General features: G+C 53.0%; 19 protein-coding genes. 18 read left to right on the top strand and 1 reads right to left on the bottom strand.

Annotation, left to right across the window (positions count from 1 at the left end):
* Positions 1 to 469 precede the first annotated feature (469 nt).
* The 18 genes from KI367_RS25940 to KI367_RS25860 all read left to right on the top strand — a co-directional run bounded on the left by KI367_RS25940 (position 470) and on the right by KI367_RS25860 (position 15,426).
* The gene (locus tag KI367_RS25940) at positions 470 to 901 is read left to right on the top strand and encodes a GNAT family N-acetyltransferase (RefSeq protein ID WP_036713292.1); all 432 of its coding nucleotides are present in this window, start codon (positions 470 to 472) and stop codon (positions 899 to 901) included.
* Positions 898 to 1,317: a GNAT family N-acetyltransferase gene (locus KI367_RS25935; RefSeq protein ID WP_036713294.1), complete on the top strand. Its 420-nt coding sequence runs from the start codon at positions 898 to 900 to the stop codon at positions 1,315 to 1,317. The genes KI367_RS25940 and KI367_RS25935 overlap by 4 nt, the downstream gene beginning before the upstream one ends.
* A 123-nt stretch (positions 1,318 to 1,440) precedes the next feature.
* Positions 1,441 to 1,545 (top strand): DUF6254 family protein, encoded by a 105-nt coding sequence (locus KI367_RS27390; protein WP_246537318.1) that lies wholly within the window; start codon positions 1,441 to 1,443, stop codon positions 1,543 to 1,545.
* Positions 1,546 to 1,557: 12 nt separating this feature from the next.
* Entirely contained in the window at positions 1,558 to 1,713 is a 156-nt protein-coding gene (locus KI367_RS25930; RefSeq protein ID WP_212953059.1) for a hypothetical protein, read from the top strand.
* A 278-nt stretch (positions 1,714 to 1,991) separates the two neighbouring features.
* Positions 1,992 to 3,032: a nucleotidyltransferase family protein gene (locus KI367_RS25925; protein ID WP_036713296.1), complete on the top strand. Its 1,041-nt coding sequence runs from the start codon at positions 1,992 to 1,994 to the stop codon at positions 3,030 to 3,032.
* Positions 3,029 to 4,189, top strand: coding sequence for a glycosyltransferase family 4 protein (locus tag KI367_RS25920; RefSeq protein ID WP_036713297.1), 1,161 nt, complete (start codon positions 3,029 to 3,031; stop codon positions 4,187 to 4,189). Before KI367_RS25925 ends, KI367_RS25920 begins: the two co-directional genes overlap by 4 nt.
* Positions 4,164 to 5,210, top strand: coding sequence for a glycosyl transferase (locus KI367_RS25915; RefSeq protein WP_212953056.1), 1,047 nt, complete (start codon positions 4,164 to 4,166; stop codon positions 5,208 to 5,210). Before KI367_RS25920 ends, KI367_RS25915 begins: the two co-directional genes overlap by 26 nt.
* A 79-nt stretch (positions 5,211 to 5,289) precedes the next feature.
* A complete protein-coding gene (locus KI367_RS25910; protein ID WP_212953066.1) occupies positions 5,290 to 6,708 on the top strand; it encodes a phosphomannomutase/phosphoglucomutase in 1,419 nt (472 codons plus the stop codon).
* A 637-nt stretch (positions 6,709 to 7,345) separates the two neighbouring features.
* Positions 7,346 to 7,693 (top strand): MmcQ/YjbR family DNA-binding protein, encoded by a 348-nt coding sequence (locus KI367_RS25905; RefSeq protein WP_212953053.1) that lies wholly within the window; start codon positions 7,346 to 7,348, stop codon positions 7,691 to 7,693.
* A gap of 267 nt (positions 7,694 to 7,960) precedes the next feature.
* A complete protein-coding gene (locus tag KI367_RS25900) occupies positions 7,961 to 8,734 on the top strand; it encodes a TerC family protein (RefSeq protein WP_212953062.1) in 774 nt (257 codons plus the stop codon).
* A gap of 370 nt (positions 8,735 to 9,104) precedes the next feature.
* A complete protein-coding gene (locus tag KI367_RS25895) occupies positions 9,105 to 11,363 on the top strand; it encodes an ATP-binding cassette domain-containing protein (protein WP_212953051.1) in 2,259 nt (752 codons plus the stop codon).
* A gap of 378 nt (positions 11,364 to 11,741) precedes the next feature.
* The gene (gene sigY / locus KI367_RS25890) at positions 11,742 to 12,296 is read left to right on the top strand and encodes an RNA polymerase sigma factor SigY (protein WP_212953048.1); all 555 of its coding nucleotides are present in this window, start codon (positions 11,742 to 11,744) and stop codon (positions 12,294 to 12,296) included.
* Positions 12,259 to 12,672 (top strand): YxlC family protein, encoded by a 414-nt coding sequence (locus tag KI367_RS25885; RefSeq protein WP_212953045.1) that lies wholly within the window; start codon positions 12,259 to 12,261, stop codon positions 12,670 to 12,672. The genes sigY and KI367_RS25885 overlap by 38 nt, the downstream gene beginning before the upstream one ends.
* Positions 12,665 to 12,913 (top strand): hypothetical protein, encoded by a 249-nt coding sequence (locus KI367_RS25880; protein ID WP_036713302.1) that lies wholly within the window; start codon positions 12,665 to 12,667, stop codon positions 12,911 to 12,913. Before KI367_RS25885 ends, KI367_RS25880 begins: the two co-directional genes overlap by 8 nt.
* A gap of 23 nt (positions 12,914 to 12,936) precedes the next feature.
* Positions 12,937 to 13,134 carry a PLD nuclease N-terminal domain-containing protein gene (locus KI367_RS25875; RefSeq protein WP_036713323.1) on the top strand — a complete coding sequence of 66 codons (198 nt, stop codon included), beginning with the start codon at positions 12,937 to 12,939 and terminating at the stop codon, positions 13,132 to 13,134.
* On the top strand, positions 13,131 to 14,054 hold the full coding sequence (locus KI367_RS25870; protein WP_212953042.1) for an ABC transporter ATP-binding protein: 924 nt from the start codon (positions 13,131 to 13,133) through the stop codon (positions 14,052 to 14,054). Before KI367_RS25875 ends, KI367_RS25870 begins: the two co-directional genes overlap by 4 nt.
* The gene (locus KI367_RS25865) at positions 14,051 to 14,830 is read left to right on the top strand and encodes an ABC transporter permease (protein WP_212953039.1); all 780 of its coding nucleotides are present in this window, start codon (positions 14,051 to 14,053) and stop codon (positions 14,828 to 14,830) included. Before KI367_RS25870 ends, KI367_RS25865 begins: the two co-directional genes overlap by 4 nt.
* A gap of 98 nt (positions 14,831 to 14,928) precedes the next feature.
* Positions 14,929 to 15,426: a DinB family protein gene (locus KI367_RS25860; RefSeq protein WP_036713305.1), complete on the top strand. Its 498-nt coding sequence runs from the start codon at positions 14,929 to 14,931 to the stop codon at positions 15,424 to 15,426.
* On the opposite strand, the gene KI367_RS25855 is transcribed toward KI367_RS25860, so the two are convergent.
* On the bottom strand, positions 15,393 to 15,600 hold a 208-nt coding region (locus KI367_RS25855), incomplete at its 5' end, for a hypothetical protein (RefSeq protein ID WP_212953036.1). The two genes, KI367_RS25860 and KI367_RS25855, sit on opposite strands and share 34 nt — an antisense overlap.

Raw genomic sequence — 15,600 nt, 5'->3', positions numbered from 1 at the left:
TCACGGAAGCAAAATCCAAACGGGATCAGTCTGCCGTTGTATGTCAACTCCAGCAATGGATTGCGAGTTTGCCCAATTATATCAAGGCTTTGTTCGGAAAATTAAGCTGCGAAAGTTGAGTTAATAAGATGTATTATCCTATTTGAAAGGGGTATGAACAATATGGGCGAAGTTATGGGAGCGGATTATGGCGGAGGCAACAAAATATTTACGATTCTCGTTCTTTTTATTCTGCTAGTCATTGTTGCCAGAACATGGGGATGTTAAAAACGTAAATCAACAGAGACCCTGCTGCCTGTCACGGCTGCCAGGGTCTATTATTTTGATTATCGCTAAAGATATTTTGTACATCCTTAAGTCCGCAAGAAATGGTAAACTGGAAAAACGCCGCATGGAGCGGCATTGTTAACGTCCAAGCAATACATATCTATTTTATGAGATTTAATAAGAAACGGAGGGGCAAAGCTGGATGAATATCGCAGGAATCCGCTATGAACGTTTCAGTCCAAAAGATGAACGCGCGGTCAAAGAAGCGTTAAGCCGAGACGCCGACGCGGGGGAAGATATCCTTCGGGTGCTGGCTGAAGAACCGGATTTGTTTGTTGTATCGTATATCGGGGACAAGCTTGTGGGTCTGGCCCAAGTGAACGAGCCTGTATCCCAGTCGTATTTAACCGTTTTTGTGGCTCCGGAGGATCGCAGGCAAGGCATCGGTTCTGCTATGGTCCGGTATGCCGAGGCAAAATTGCGGGCAGGCGGAACCCAAATAGTCAGAAGTTCCTTTCGTGCCGGTCATCCGTGCTCTTTGCGTTTGCGTGCAAGCTCGGTTTTGAGCCCTACTTTTCATCGGCGTTCATGCAGCGCACCGGAGCCCCTTTTCCACTGGAAGAACTTCCGGTGAGGGGCTATAAGGACGAAGATTATTTGGTTTGCCAATCGCTGTATGCCGCAGCATTTCACGAAATGCGCGTCCGGGTCGGGTGTTTTCCGGATTCGGCGATTGCCCAGCCGAGCGAAAAGGAAAGGCAAACATGGAAAGAGAACGCGGCTAACCGTTTCGTCTACGAATTCAACGGGGAAATCGTCGCTTACGGCCACATTCCGGGCAATGAAATCGGCAGCGTCTCCGTTCGTACGGATGTTCAAGGACGTGGAATCGGCAGAACGTTTGTCAAGTATTTATGCAATGAGATCATCCGCCGCGGCAACCCTAGCGTGGAGCTCTGGTGCGTCGTCGGGAATCATGCCAGAAATCTGTATGACAGCCTTGGTTTTACGGAAAAGCATGTTGCGCAATTCATGCGCAAAACGCTGTAATTCTGCGGATTGTCCTTTGACCAAAACGGATGCAACCAGGCAAATTTCATGAATGAACCCGGCTTGAAAATGACAACATAAGGAAGTAGTGTACATCTCGATTTCTAAAGGAGGATTTCTGTTATGGCTCACCAGAAGAGAAGGAAAGAAGCTGCCTGGAAGTCAAGAAAGCAACAACAGCATCCCCACGGAAAAATCAAATCGCTCAAGGAATTGTCCAGCGAATAGGATGAGAGAAGTATGCTGCTTGGAAAAGAGGGACTGTCGGCGAAAACGTACCGGCAGTCTTTTTTTCATGGCGGTTCAATCGTCAATGGACAACCCGGGATTCCCGCTTTTTCAGGCAAAGCGGATCAGAGCGCGATTGCGGCTTGGACGGCGTTCCCGGTTCGATAGCCTTTCATGAATAAATCAGAGAAATCATGAGATTTTAAAAGAAAACAAGAGATAAAAGGAGAAAATTAAAAGAAAAAAGTATGCTATTATCTCTGAAACAACTTGAAGAAACAAAGCAACCTTCCATAAAATACTATATTATCAGCACTCGACTACATAGAGTGCTAACAATAAAAAGAGGGGAAGGAGGGGAGCAAGGAACAAGAACGTCAGTGTCCGAAGCTGGCGTAAGTTTTGTTTGTCGAACAATTTTTTGGGAACAGGAGGAGATTTCGAAAATGAATGTACTGTTACTTGCCGGTGGTTTGGGAACCCGACTTAGACCCATGACGGAGAACATGCCGAAGCCGATGGCGCCGATTCTGAATCGCCCTTGGCTGGAACATCTCATTCTTCATCTGAAGGAACAAGGCGTTCACCGTTTCGTTATCGCTCTGAAACATCATCCCGAAAAAATAAGAAATCATTTCGGCGACGGCCGCCGGTTGGGTGTTTCGATCCAGTACGCGATGGAAGACAAGCTGCTGGGAACGGCCGGGGCGATCAAAAACGCCGAGCCTTTGCTCGATGAACAATTTATTGCCATGAATGCGGATATCGTCCATGATATTGAACTGAAACCGCTGCTGGATTTCCATCGATCCCATGGAGGAAAGGTCACCATCGGCCTGACGGAGGTGGAAGATCCAAGCGCATACGGGGTCGTCGATCAGGACGATACGGGGCGCATCTTGCGTTTTGTGGAGAAGCCCCGCTTGGACGAAGCCCCTTCGAGACGGATCAACGCAGGCATTTACGTCATGGAAAAAAGCGTGCTCGCAGCGATTCCGTCCGATCGGGAAGTCTCCATTGAACGTGAAACGTTTCCGCTGCTGATCCGCGAAAACATGGGTGTATTCGGCACGACCATCCAAGGATATTGGGCCGATATGGGCACGAAAGATAGATACCGCCAAGTTCACTGGGATCTCTTGAACGGTGCCGGTCGGATCCGGATGCCCGGACAAGCCCAAGATCAAGGCATCTGGATCGGCAAAGGCTGCAAAATCGGAGCCGGCGTCCTCCTCGTTCCTCCGGTGTTAATCGGAGATCACGTAAAAATCGGTGCCCGGGCCGTCATCGGACCTCATGTGGTGCTCGGCGACAAGTGCTCGATCGGCCCGAACGTCCGCTTATCGGAAACGATCCTGTGGGACGGCTGCCGGGTAAACGAAGGAGCGTACTTAAACAACTGCATTTTCGGATACGGGCTGGAGCTCGGTCCAAGACATATTTTGCATGAAGCCGTGATGAACCGATTGGGAGTGATGCAAGCATGACGCGTGTAGCTTATGTCAGCACTTACGTTCCGAAAAAATGCGGCCTGGCCACATTTACCTATCATTTGCGGCAGGCGGTCCACGCAGCCAAAGAGTGGAGAGAGAAGGATCCCGTCATCGTGCTCCACGACGGGGAAACGGACGGATCAAGGGATCCGCTGCTGTGGCTGCTTCGGCGCGACAGCGAAAAAGATTATGGGAAAATGGCGCACAAAATCAACCACTCCGATATCGAGGTCGTTTCGCTGCAGCACGAGTTCGGGATATTCGGCGGGGAAGCCGGCCGGCATATATTGCATTTCATTCGCGAGCTGAAAAAACCGCTGGTGACTACGTTTCACACCGTGTTTGAGCATCCCCGCGAGCCTTACGCGAGCATCCAGCGGGAAATTGCCGAACGAAGCGCCCGAATCGTGGTCATGAACCGCAAAGCGATTTCGTATTTGCATCGTTCGTTTGGCATTCCGGAGGACAACATCGTCTTCATTCCGCACGGTACGCCCGAACCCGACGCGGAGCGCCGCCTAACGTTCCGCGAGCAGCTCGGCTGGGCGGACCGGAAGGTGCTGATGACGTTCGGCCTTTTGGGCCGCGGCAAAGGGATCGAACTGATCCTGAAGGTGTTGCCGGAAGTGGTGAAAAAGGTGCCTCACGTATTATATGCCATCGTTGGCCAGACCCACCCGGAAGTCAAAAAATGGGAAGGGGAGAAATACCGCGAAGAGCTGAAGGCGATGATCGAGGAAACCGGCATCGGGGAAAACGTCGTCATGATCGACCGCTACATGGAGGAAAACGATCTGGTTCGCCATATCACCGCCTGCGACGTGTACGTGACGCCGTATCCGGGGCTGGAGCAGATTACCAGCGGTACGCTGGCTTATGCAGTCGGCCTGGGGCGTCCGGTGTTGTCGACCCCGTACTGTTATGCGCAAGATTTGCTTGCCGATGAACCGGGTCTGCTGATCCCGGCGGAAGACGAGGCATTATGGCGGGAACGGATCGTGTCGCTGCTGACCAACGAGGTGATGCTGCAGGATGTCGTCCGGAAAATGAAGCGGCTGGGCCAAACGATGCATTGGCCGAACGTCGGACATGAATATCTCCGTTTGTTGACCGAGGTGGGGAGACATGGAAAGGCCATCCGTTCGGTTTGACCATCTTGAAAAAATGACGGACGACACGGGGATCCTTGAGCATGGATTAGGTTCGATTCCCCGGCGCAACGAAGGGTACAGCACGGACGATCAAGCCCGGGCGTTATGGGTTTGCCTGGAATGGTCCGGCAGTTGCGGCAAGGAAGACCAAAAAAGGCTCGGGCGGTTAGCCGAAACCTATATCGCTTTTTTGCTGTGGGCGCAAAAGGAAGACGGGCATTTTCACAACAATTTTGCCTATGACCGCAGCAAGGAGCCGGAAACGCCCTCCGACGATTGCCTTGGACGCTGCTTATGGGCATGTGCCCGGGCGATGGCCGCAAAGCCTTCGCCGTCCTTCGCTTTTGCGGCGGAATCGATTTTCCGCAAAGCGCTGGGGCAGGCCCATCACATGCGTTACCCGCGCGGATGGGCTTACGCCCTGGCGGCGTCCGGCTTGCTGCAGCGTTCCGGTTACGATGTCGACTTGACCAACCGGATCAGGGAAACCGCAGAGCGCCTTGCCGGCCTTTATCACCGGCATTCGGCTCCGGATTGGTCATGGTACGAACCCGAAATCACTTACAGCAACGCCCTGCTGCCTTGGGGGATGCTGTGGGCCTATGAAATATTAAAACGCACGGATATGCTCGATATCGCTTTAAGCTCCCTTGATTTCCTGATCGGTTTGTCGCAAAACGACGCGGGGCAAATCCGGCCGATCGGAAGCAAGGGCTGGTGCCGTCCGGGTGACCGGGCCTTGTGGGACCAGCAGCCGATCGATGTCATGAAGTTGGCGTTAGCCGCAGCCAAAGCCTATGAGCTGACGAAAATGCCAAAATACGAATCGGTCGTAACAAAATGCCGCGATTGGTTTTACGGCGGCAATGATCTCGGAGCACCCATGGTTCACGAGAAGGACGGCAGCTGCTGCGACGGTTTGAACGCGGACGGTCCCAATGTGAACTGCGGGGCGGAGGCCGTCGTCTCTTACTTGCTGACCGAGGCTATATACGAAAAAACGATAAACCAACAAGCGTAACTCGCCATCATCCAATAAACGACAACCAAAAAGAGGTGGATAAACGATGCCTTTAACCCAAGAACTGCAGGAGCAGGGGATGCCAGCCCGGGATGGGGGAACCTCCATCCCCTCCCATGTATTCCGTGAATACGATATTCGCGGCAAAGCGTATGAAGACATTGACCTCCCTTTTTGTTATTGGCTGGGGAGAGCTTTTGGCGAAACCTTGAAGTCGGCGGGCCGGAACACGGCCATCGTCGGCCATGACAACCGCAAATCTTCCCCGGAGTTCCATCGGGCGCTGACCGCCGGCTTGCGGCAAGCCGGATGCACAGCGGTCGATATCGGCGAAGTGACGACGCCGATGTTCTACTTTGCGATGCATCACTATAAAGAGCCTAGCGGCATCATGATTACGGCCAGCCATAACCCCGGCGACGAAAACGGATTTAAAATCGCCATGGACTATACGACGATCTACGGCGAAGAAATCCAGAAGCTGCGCAGCCGCATGATTGGTTTGGCGGCCGAAGGCAAGCTGCCTTCCGGATTCGATGATGCCGAAGAAGCTCTGCGCCGCGAAAGCGTGGAAGAGCCTTACCTGGACATGCTGGCAGACAAAATCCGGCTGAACGGCCGGAAGCTTAAGGTCGTTGTCGATTGCGGCAACGGCACGCCGTCGCCGTTCGCTCCCAAGGCGCTGCGGCGTTGGGGCTGCGAAGTGATCGAGCTGTACTGCAAGTCGGATCCGGATTTTCCGAATCATCATCCCGACCCGGTAGAGCCGAAAAATTTGCGGGATTTGATTGACACCGTGAAAAAGGAAAAGGCCGACATCGGCATCGCCTTCGACGGGGACGGCGACCGCCTTGGCGTGGTGGACGAACAGGGCGGCATTTTATGGGGCGATCAGCTGATGATCCAGTTCTGGCGCGAAATTTTGCCGAAATATCCGGGCTGCAAGGCGCTGGTGGAAGTCAAATGCTCGAAAGCGCTGGTGGAGGAGATCGAGAAGCTGGGCGGCGAGCCGATTTTCCATCGCACCGGGCATTCCCATATTAAAGCGAGCATGCGCAAATTGGACGTTCCGTTTACGGGCGAAATGTCCGGGCATTTATTTTTCCGCGACGAATATTACGGTTTCGACGACGCCCTGTATGCCGCGGGACGCCTGCTCCGCATCATGAGCCGGGATTCGAGTCCGCTGTCCGAGCGATTTGCCGACGTGCCAAGGTATTGCGCCACTCCGGAAACGAGGGTGCCATGTGACGACGATGCGAAACAACAGATCATTCAACAGGTGAAAAGTTATTTTCAAGGGACGTGCGAGCTGATTGACGTCGACGGCGTACGCGTGCTGTTCCCGAACGGATGGGGCCTGGTACGCAGCTCGAACACCCAGCCGATCCTGGTGCTTCGGGCGGAGGCCGATACCGAGGCCGACTTGGCCGAAATCAAAGATCATTTGGAACAAGCGCTTCACGAGGCTGCACCGGGATTGCAAATTCAATGGTAACAATAAAAAAGCTCCTGCGGCGATTATGCCGGGGGAGCTTTTTTGATCTTTGAAGAAAGAAATGGGGGATAAAGACAATCGATATCCAGCCCGATAAGTTATCCCAATTGGTATATAAATTTACATTTATTTAACATAAAAACGTGGATGTTATTATGTTCCATCTGGTATCCTATTTAAAATATTGCCCGAAAGGTGAAGATGCAATGCACTATTTCGCTAGTTCTTGATGGCTGTATTCCTCACGTCCTTATCCTATTTCTTCGGCAGCCGGCTGCTCACTCCAGGCCTTTATGCCTGGCAGGCTCTAATCATAGGCGCGTCCGTCGTTTCTTTGGGTGCCCTTGCCGAGGCACTCAAATTGCCGATCGGGTTGATCGTGTTCATACCGTTCCCTGTCGGCATGTTGTTGCTGTTTCTATTTTTGCAGCAGCCGTTCCGGATTTGGTTATTGACGTATCTGATTATTTTAGCGTTGTATACGTTACTCCACGTCATCGCGAGCTATTTTTTCCATTTCCATTCCTTGATACCTGCCTGGAAGTTATCGTAGCACGGAGCATTTACGAGGTTTACGCGTTGCAGTATCATAAACGCATAGGATTTTGTTGTCACTCGCAAAGGAGAAGTGCCGGAAATGAAAGATCGTATCGTCGGTTACTGCTTGAAGAAGAAAGGAGCGATTCAGACCCATCCCTTCGGGCCCGATCCGCTCGTCATCAAGGTGGCCGGCAAGATGTTTGCTCTCGTTTTTGACCATGGGGACCACGTTATCGTAAACCTCAAATGCGACCCGATCATCGCCGAAAATTTGAGGGAGCAGCATGAGGCCGTTCAACCAGGGTACCACATGAACAAAACGCATTGGAACTCCGTTCAACTGAATGGATCCTTATCGGAGACGGATATATTCGACATGATCGACCATTCTTACGATTTGGTTGTCCAAAAGCTGCCGAAGAGTGTTCGGGAAAGGGTAAATTAGGATCGGGAGAACATGATTTAGGAGAATGGAAGCTAAAAAAGCCGCCGTGTTGGCGAGCAAAAAAAGGGCGGAAAGCGATACGTTTTCCCTCTTTTTTTCTGCTTATTAAGCGATTACCCCCACCCTTCGCGGGCGAGGCAGGGATCGTTCTTGTCGGCTGTTCGACGAACGGATGAATCCGGGCTGAACATGAATGAAACGAGGCATCGCTCAACAACGTAATAACGAAAGGAAAGCCGTACAAACATGAGGAGAGGGGAAATGCCGTTGGAGTCGTTTTGGTTGGAGTATGCATGGGCATTGTTGATTCTTATTGGGTTGGAGGGTTTGTTATCGGCGGATAACGCCCTTGTCCTGGCGGTCATCGCAAAGCACTTGCCTGAGAACCAAAAGAAGAAGGCCATCAATTACGGGATCGTCATGGCATTCGTTTTTCGCTTTGCCGCGCTCTTTGCGATATCGTTCATTGCGAACGTTTGGCAAATACAGGCGATCGGAGCCGCTTATCTTTTGTACCTCGGATTAAAACACATCATCCAGGCCCGTATCGGCAAAAAAGACAAGAAGGATCGCGAGGACGCAGAAAATGATGCTGCGGGGAAAGGCTTCTGGCCGACGGTAGGTAAAATTGCCCTTGCGGATCTCGCTTTTGCAATTGATTCCATTCTTGCTGCCGTGGCATTGGCGCTGGGACTTCCGGATTCGCCGCTTCGGGATTTCGGCGGCATGGACGGAGGACAATTCATCGTTGTCGTGCTGGGCGGAATCGCCGGGCTCGTCTTGATCAAGTTCGCGGCCACCTGGTTTATTAAGCTGCTTTCTCAACGGCCTGCACTGGAGACGACGGCATACGCCATCGTGGCGTGGGTCGGCGTCAAACTCGCCGTCATTACTTTGGCACATGAAGATATTGGCGTGCTGAATCATCATTTCCCGCATAGCACAGCCTGGACCCTTGTTTTCTACGGCGTCCTGGTTGCGATCGCTCTTCTCGGTTGGTTCGCGCCTGCGAATAAAAAACAGTCCCAGCCAGGTTCATAACATCGATAGAGATCCGTTTGGGATTCATTGGAGACGCCGTTGACGCCGCTTCAAACGGTGGACAACGGGTAGTTAAAGGCAAATTGCCTAACGTTGACAACCGTAACCGATTATCCTATATTTGGGCTATCGGCGGAGAACCGCCAATGGTTCTCTGAACGGTGCGTTATCGAGGCAACGAAAAAAATACTACGATAAAGAAGTTTATGGGTATCATCATCGAACACGGCTTGAGCCCAATCAAATAAAACCGGTTGCATGTCTTTTTGCAGCCGGTTTGCGTTTGCTTCGGACAAGTTGGGCAGCCCGCTTATTTTATTTCGAAGAATGCAACGATGAATGGACATGACTTTGAAAGGATGTTGGATGCATGAGCGAATCGAATCAGGAGTATATCGTGATCTCGGCTGCGAGGGAAAACAATCTCAAGAACGTATCCTTGCGCATTCCCAAGCGGCAAATCACGATTTTTACCGGTGTATCGGGGTCAGGCAAGTCATCGATCGTCTTCGATACCGTTGCCGCAGAATCCACCCGCTTGCTGAATGAGAACTTCAGCATGTTCGTGCGCACGTTTCTGCCCAAATACCCGCAGCCGGATGCGGACGCAATCGAGAACCTGAGTATGGCTGTGATCGTGGATCAGAAGCGGTGGGGCGGGGGTTCGCATTCCACGATGGGCACCATTACCGATATTTCTCCCATTCTCCGTCTTCTCTTTTCACGGGTAGGCCAGCCCTATGTCGGGGGAGCGAACATGTTTTCGTTTAACGATCCCCAAGGCATGTGTCCCGAATGCAACGGGATCGGACGCAGCCTTACCGTCGACATGGGCAAAGCGGTGGACATGTCCAAGTCCCTCAATGAAGGGGCTATTATGCTGCCGGGCTATACGGTAGGCGGCTGGGAATGGAACATGCTTGTACAGTCAGGTTCCTTTGATCCTGATAAGAAACTCAGCGATTATTCGGTTGAAGACCTGGAGCAGCTGCTGTATGGCAAAGCCCGGAAAGTGAAGATGGATTTCGCCGGGAAGGCAACCAATATTACGGTAGAAGGCGTCATCGAGAAGTTCACGAACAAATACATCAAACAGGACTTGAAAACCAAGTCCGAACGCACGCAGCAAACCGTCGCTCCGTTCATTTCCGAGGGTCCATGTTCAAGCTGTCACGGTGCGAGGCTTAGTCAAGCCGCGCTGGGCTGCAAGATCAATGGACATAACATAGCCGAGCTGTCTTCCATGGAGGTCGGACAACTTATCCGCGTCATTCGGGAGATTGACGACGCTGCCGCCGCGCCGATGGTCAAGTCGCTGACGGAGCGGCTGCAGCATCTGGTGGATATCGGACTTGACTACCTGACGCTGGACCGCGAGACAGATACATTGTCCGGCGGCGAATCGCAGCGCGTGAAAATGGTGAAACACCTGAGCGGAAGCCTGGTCGATGTTACGTACATTTTCGATGAACCCAGCGTTGGCTTGCATCCCCGCGACGTGCACCGCTTAAATGAATTGCTCCAGAAGCTGCGCGACAAGGGGAATACCGTGTTAGTCGTCGAGCACGATCCCGATGTCATCAAAGTGGCGGATCATATCGTTGACGTCGGTCCGTACGCCGGCAGCCGCGGCGGTACCATCGTGTATGAAGGAAGCTACCAGGGCTTGCTTGAGGCCGATACATTGACAGGCATCCATATGAAGCGGCCGCTTCGGTTGAAGCAAGATTGCAGGCAGCCATCCGGCAAGCTGTCCATCAAGGATGCCACTTTACACAACCTGCAGAACGTCAGCGTCGACATTCCGGCCGGAGTGCTGACCGTCGTTACGGGTGTGGCGGGATCGGGCAAAAGCACGCTGATTAACGAAGTATTCCTCAGCCAGCATCCGGATGCGATCGTCATCGACCAATCGGCGGTAGGTGTATCGACGCGTTCGAATCCTGCGACCTATACGGGCATCCTGGATGATGTGCGGAAGGCTTTTGCTTCCGCGAACAAGGTGAGCCCAAGCTTGTTCAGCTTCAACTCCAAGGGAGCTTGCGAACACTGTCAAGGGCTGGGCGTTGTGTACTTGGACCTTTCATTCTTTGAAAGCGTGGAGATGCCGTGCGAAGCATGCGGAGGGAAACGATTTAAGGAAGAGGTTCTCGCCTACAAGCTGAACGGCAAGTCCATCGCAGATGTGCTGGAGATGACGGTGGAACAGGCTTTGGAATTTTTCCAGCTGAAAGAGGTCGTCCGCAAGCTGCAGGCGATGAGCGATGTAGGTTTGAACTATATTACGCTCGGCCAGCCGCTCAGCACGCTATCAGGCGGAGAATGCCAGCGTATCAAGCTTGCAAGCGAGCTGCATAAGAAGGGCAGCATCTATGTAATGGACGAGCCGACGACGGGCCTGCATATGTCGGATATCGGACACCTGCTGGAGATCATGAACCGACTCGTGGATGCCGGCAATACGGTGATCGTCATCGAGCACAATCTCGAAGTGATCAGCCAGGCGGATTGGATCATCGATATGGGACCGGACGGAGGCAGCAAGGGCGGCCAAGTGGTCTTCGAAGGGATGCCTTCGCAGATTGTCCATGCGGAGCAGTCGATCACGGGAAGATATTTACGGCAATGATTGTCATGGAATTAAACAGCTGTCCCGAATAAACGCATATCATGGTTGGCGTAAGAAACTTGCCGCAGGAGAAGAGCATATATCGAGTATAAAGTCGCGAATATCGCGGCTTTTATATTTTGTTTCTGTGTTAGGCCTGGACTGACGACATGGCACTCTGCATCTTTTCGAGGGGATGACGGCGTTGGATGAATGTAGTCGGGAGATGCTGCCGCGTTCCCGTTTATGCATGGTCAAGCAGTGCCCGATCAAATTTATTGATTTCCGGTGAACGATTTCGCGAACTTCTTCGTATTATGGGTGATTGCATGGGTTGCGTACGGACTGATGCAATCGAATGGGCGACATGAATCCAAAGGAAAGGAGCAGGGACTGCGGTTGGAAGAACTCAAGCAAATCGAACGGGCGCAGCGCGGGGATAGTCAGGCGATGGCGCAGCTGCTGCAGGCCCACTACTCCTTTTTAATGAAATATCTCGTCAAAATGACGATGAACCCGGCGATGGCCGAGGACTTGGCGCAGGAAACGATGCTGAGGTGCATCGAGAAGATTCATTTATATAACGGAAAATCCAAATTTTCTTCCTGGATGATCACGCTGGCGACGCGGATCTATATCGATCAGATGCGCCGTACCAGGGTCGAGAAGCACTGGAAGGATCAGGAGCAGGCCCTACGCCGGACGGAGTGGCAGCTGAAAGCAAGGCGGGAGGAATGGACCGATGCGATGCAAGCCCTCTCCAGGCTCGGCTACGAATGGCGGCTGCCGATTTTGCTTAAGCATTTTTACGGCTATGCCTATGATGAAATCGCCGACATGATGGACATTCCGCCAGGGACGGTAAAATCTAGAATCCATCACGGGTTGCAGCAGGTACGAAAGGAGTTGACGACGGATGAAGTGGAACAAGGAAGAGCGGGAAAGGTCCGCTGATCTAAACAAGCAGGAGCGTGCGCATGCCGAAATCGTTCATGAAGAGCCATTTGCGGAGGACCAGGCTCTGATCGCGCAGCTGCTGCAAGGGTTCGAGCAGATGGAACTGGCGATCCGCCAGCCTGAACCGCCGCCGTTGCACGAACTGGAACGTTTTGTTGCAGTAGAGAAGCGGAAGCTCCGCAGACGCGCGGGACTTGAGGTCGCGCTGTTTTTGATCATGGCCTTGGCCATCATCGGCGGCAATATGCTTTTGGCGTCCATGAACATCGTCGTGTTTGCGGTTATCCAGGGGCTGGTCTTCGTCGGCGCGATCGCGTTTGCTTTTCGCTTTTTCTATCGTTCGAAGAAGAAGGTGAAGTCCGGACATGCCTAAAACGAATCCCGAATCGGTTCCTTTATGGGCAGTCGTACTGATCGCCTGCATTTTGCTGATTCAAAGCCTGTTCCTCTTCATCCATTCGCGCCGCCACACGAAATACTACTGGATATGGGGGATCGTCGGGCTGATCCAGTTCCCTGGACCGCTCGTTGCCTATTGGCTCGTTCATATTTACTGGCCCTTGCGAAAAGAGCGTCTTAAGAACCGTAAACACCAATATGGATCAAATGAATAAAGGGGGAGACGACCATGGATGCGATGAATACGGGCATACCTTGGAGTTTGATCGCGCCATTGATCGGCCTGCAGCTGATTTTAGCCGTGATTGGTTTGATATCCTTATATAAAGCGGAAGCGACGCGCGGACCGAAATGGTTGTGGGTCATCATCATCGTATGCGGGAACATTCTGGGTTCGGTCGCTTACTTTGTCATCGGAAGGAAGGATGCCTCATGACACGGGAGCTGCTCCAGGTAAAGGGATTATCCAAGCGATTTAAGGATCGCGAAGTCGTTAAAGGGATTTCGTTCAGCATTGCCGAAGGCAGCTGCGCTGCCCTGATCGGCCCGAACGGTGCCGGAAAAACCACGACGATCCGCATGCTGGCGGGGCTGCTTCAACCGTCAGGCGGTTCGGTCGTGCTTCTGGCGGAAGGAAGACCGGTCGCCGACCCCCGGCCTTACATCGGATATTTGCCGCAAATGCCCGTGTTTTATCCTTGGATGACCGGGGCTGAATTTTTGCTTTACTCCGGGGAGCTGGCCGGGCTGACAAGACGCGAAGCCACACGGGAGACCGGAAAGTGGCTGGACGCCGTAGGCCTTCGGGATGCGGGCAAACGCAGGATCGGTGGTTACTCCGGCGGCATGAAGCAGCGGTTAGGGCTAGCCCAGGCGCTCATCCACCGCCCGAGGCTGCTTATTCTGGATGAACCGGTATCGGCGCTCGATCCTGCAGGTCGCAAGGATGTTCTGACTCTGCTCCAACGTATTCGTCTCGAAACGACAGTCCTCTTTTCCACGCATGTGCTGCATGATGCCGAAGAGATTTGTGATGAAATTCTCATGATGCGCGAAGGCGAAATTGTTTTGCAGGGAAGTCTTGATCACTTGCGCCGAACTTACAGCGAACCGGTGATTCGGCTGGAAGTCGGTGGAGACGAGGTTTCGAGGGCATGGCTTGCAGCCGCGGGGGGCAAGGACTTCGTCGTGCAATCGGAAATATCCGGCGGACGGGCAAAGCTTAGGGTCGCTGACGTCGAGCGGGCTGCGCTTGAACTCATGGCCGATGCCGTGTCCCGACGGGTGACGATTCGTACGCTCGAAGCGGGCCAAAGCACGCTCGAAGACTTGTTCCTGAAGGCGGTGCGATCATGATGCAGTTCAAGTTGTTTTTCCGCAAAGAGATGCTGGAGATGGGACGCAGCTATAAATGGTTGTGGGTCCCGCTCGTCTTCTTGATGCTGGGGGTCATGCAGCCGGTGATGACGCGTTTTATGCCGGAAATTTTGAAGTCCGCGGGAAACATGCCCAAAGGCATGACGATCACGATCGCCCCTCCTTCGGGGGCGGAGGTGCTGGCGCAAACGCTAGGTCAGTACAGCTCGATAGGGATTTTGATCTTGGTATTGTCGGTCATGACCATGATTTCCGGGGAGCGGCAAAGCGGCGTTTCACAAATGATCTTTGCAAAGCCGGTGTCGTACGTGTCCTACGCTGCGGCCAAGTGGGCAAGCATGTTGTCCCTCGTCACCGCCTCGTTTGCGCTCGGCTATGGAGGCGCCTGGTATTATACCGTCCAGATCATCGGCGCCGTTGAGGCCGGTGCGGTTGTTAAAGCAGGACTTTTCTATTTGCTGTGGCTCTGGTTTGCGGGAGCGCTGACGCTGCTCGTGAGTTCGCTTCTGGATCCCGCGCCAGGCATAGCTTTTGTTAGCCTGGGGGCGGCGCTGCTGCTGTCCATGGCGTCGGGATGGCTGCCGAGGTATACGGTTTATAGCCCGGGTTCCCTGCCGCAAATTTCGGCGCAATGGCTGGAGCCCGCGGGCGAAGCGAAGGGCGCCGTTGGCGCGGCCCTTCTGTGCTTGGCATGTATCTTTATTTTTTTCGCAGCCGCGGTGTATCGAATAAAGTTAAGGTATTCAAAAGGATAATTTACCTCACTATGCTTGTTGCCGAACGATCTAAGACAAGTCTTTCCATCAGGCCGGGTTTATAGTATGCTTGCGATATAAGGGAGGAGAGGGATTGGATGGTGAAACAACTGATCGTCGGAGACATCATGAATGAGCTGGCTTCGACGCGCCGCGTCCTGGAACGTTTGCCTGAGGAGCACATGTCCTGGAAGCCGCATGCCAAGTCGATGACGCTTAGCGGACTGGCCACGCACCTGATCAACCTGCTTAACTGGCAAGTCGCGATTTTTCTTTACCCGGAATTCGACCTGTCGACCGTGCCGCTTCGGCGGGAAGCTGTGGAAAGACGCGAAGATCTGTTGGAAGAGTTCGACGGGAATGTGGCCAAGCTTGAAAAGCTGTTGGACGAATGCGACGAGAAATCGCTCGGAGAAGAATGGACCTTGCGGAACGGCGACCACATTATCCTTCGCCAGCCGCGTGCGATCGCGCTTCGCACCTTCGGAATAAGCCATATGGTCCACCATCGTGCGCAGCTCGGCGTTTATTTGCGGCTGCTGGATATCCCGGTGCCTGGGGCCTACGGTCCATCGGCCGACGACCAAGGAAATTGACGATAAATTTTTACCGCAAGCCGCGAAAAATCGCGGTATTTTTTTATTTGAGCGTTTTGCAGTAATCTGAGGCCTTGAGCCGTAAGGATTTTCGGACATAAAAAAGGGACTTCACCCCAACTTGGAGAAGTTTTCAAGTGACCAAACCCAAAAACCTCAAGGATGGAGGAAGTC

It is taken from the genome of Paenibacillus cookii, from assembly GCF_018333375.1.
Taxonomy (GTDB): domain Bacteria; phylum Bacillota; class Bacilli; order Paenibacillales; family Paenibacillaceae; genus Paenibacillus_AQ; species Paenibacillus_AQ cookii.
This window is presented reverse-complemented; position numbering and strand designations above follow the sequence as displayed.

Coding starts and splice junctions, on each gene's coding strand:
- KI367_RS25940 (WP_036713292.1), top strand. CDS start 470: ATGAATATCGCAGGAATCCGCTATGAACGTTTCAGTCCAAAAGATGAA.
- KI367_RS27390 (WP_246537318.1), top strand. CDS start 1,441: ATGGCTCACCAGAAGAGAAGGAAAGAAGCTGCCTGGAAGTCAAGAAAG.
- KI367_RS25930 (WP_212953059.1), top strand. CDS start 1,558: ATGCTGCTTGGAAAAGAGGGACTGTCGGCGAAAACGTACCGGCAGTCT.
- KI367_RS25925 (WP_036713296.1), top strand. CDS start 1,992: ATGAATGTACTGTTACTTGCCGGTGGTTTGGGAACCCGACTTAGACCC.
- KI367_RS25920 (WP_036713297.1), top strand. CDS start 3,029: ATGACGCGTGTAGCTTATGTCAGCACTTACGTTCCGAAAAAATGCGGC.
- KI367_RS25915 (WP_212953056.1), top strand. CDS start 4,164: ATGGAAAGGCCATCCGTTCGGTTTGACCATCTTGAAAAAATGACGGAC.
- KI367_RS25910 (WP_212953066.1), top strand. CDS start 5,290: ATGCCAGCCCGGGATGGGGGAACCTCCATCCCCTCCCATGTATTCCGT.
- KI367_RS25905 (WP_212953053.1), top strand. CDS start 7,346: ATGAAAGATCGTATCGTCGGTTACTGCTTGAAGAAGAAAGGAGCGATT.
- KI367_RS25895 (WP_212953051.1), top strand. CDS start 9,105: ATGAGCGAATCGAATCAGGAGTATATCGTGATCTCGGCTGCGAGGGAA.
- KI367_RS25885 (WP_212953045.1), top strand. CDS start 12,259: ATGAAGTGGAACAAGGAAGAGCGGGAAAGGTCCGCTGATCTAAACAAG.
- KI367_RS25880 (WP_036713302.1), top strand. CDS start 12,665: ATGCCTAAAACGAATCCCGAATCGGTTCCTTTATGGGCAGTCGTACTG.
- KI367_RS25875 (WP_036713323.1), top strand. CDS start 12,937: ATGAATACGGGCATACCTTGGAGTTTGATCGCGCCATTGATCGGCCTG.
- KI367_RS25870 (WP_212953042.1), top strand. CDS start 13,131: ATGACACGGGAGCTGCTCCAGGTAAAGGGATTATCCAAGCGATTTAAG.
- KI367_RS25865 (WP_212953039.1), top strand. CDS start 14,051: ATGATGCAGTTCAAGTTGTTTTTCCGCAAAGAGATGCTGGAGATGGGA.
- KI367_RS25860 (WP_036713305.1), top strand. CDS start 14,929: ATGGTGAAACAACTGATCGTCGGAGACATCATGAATGAGCTGGCTTCG.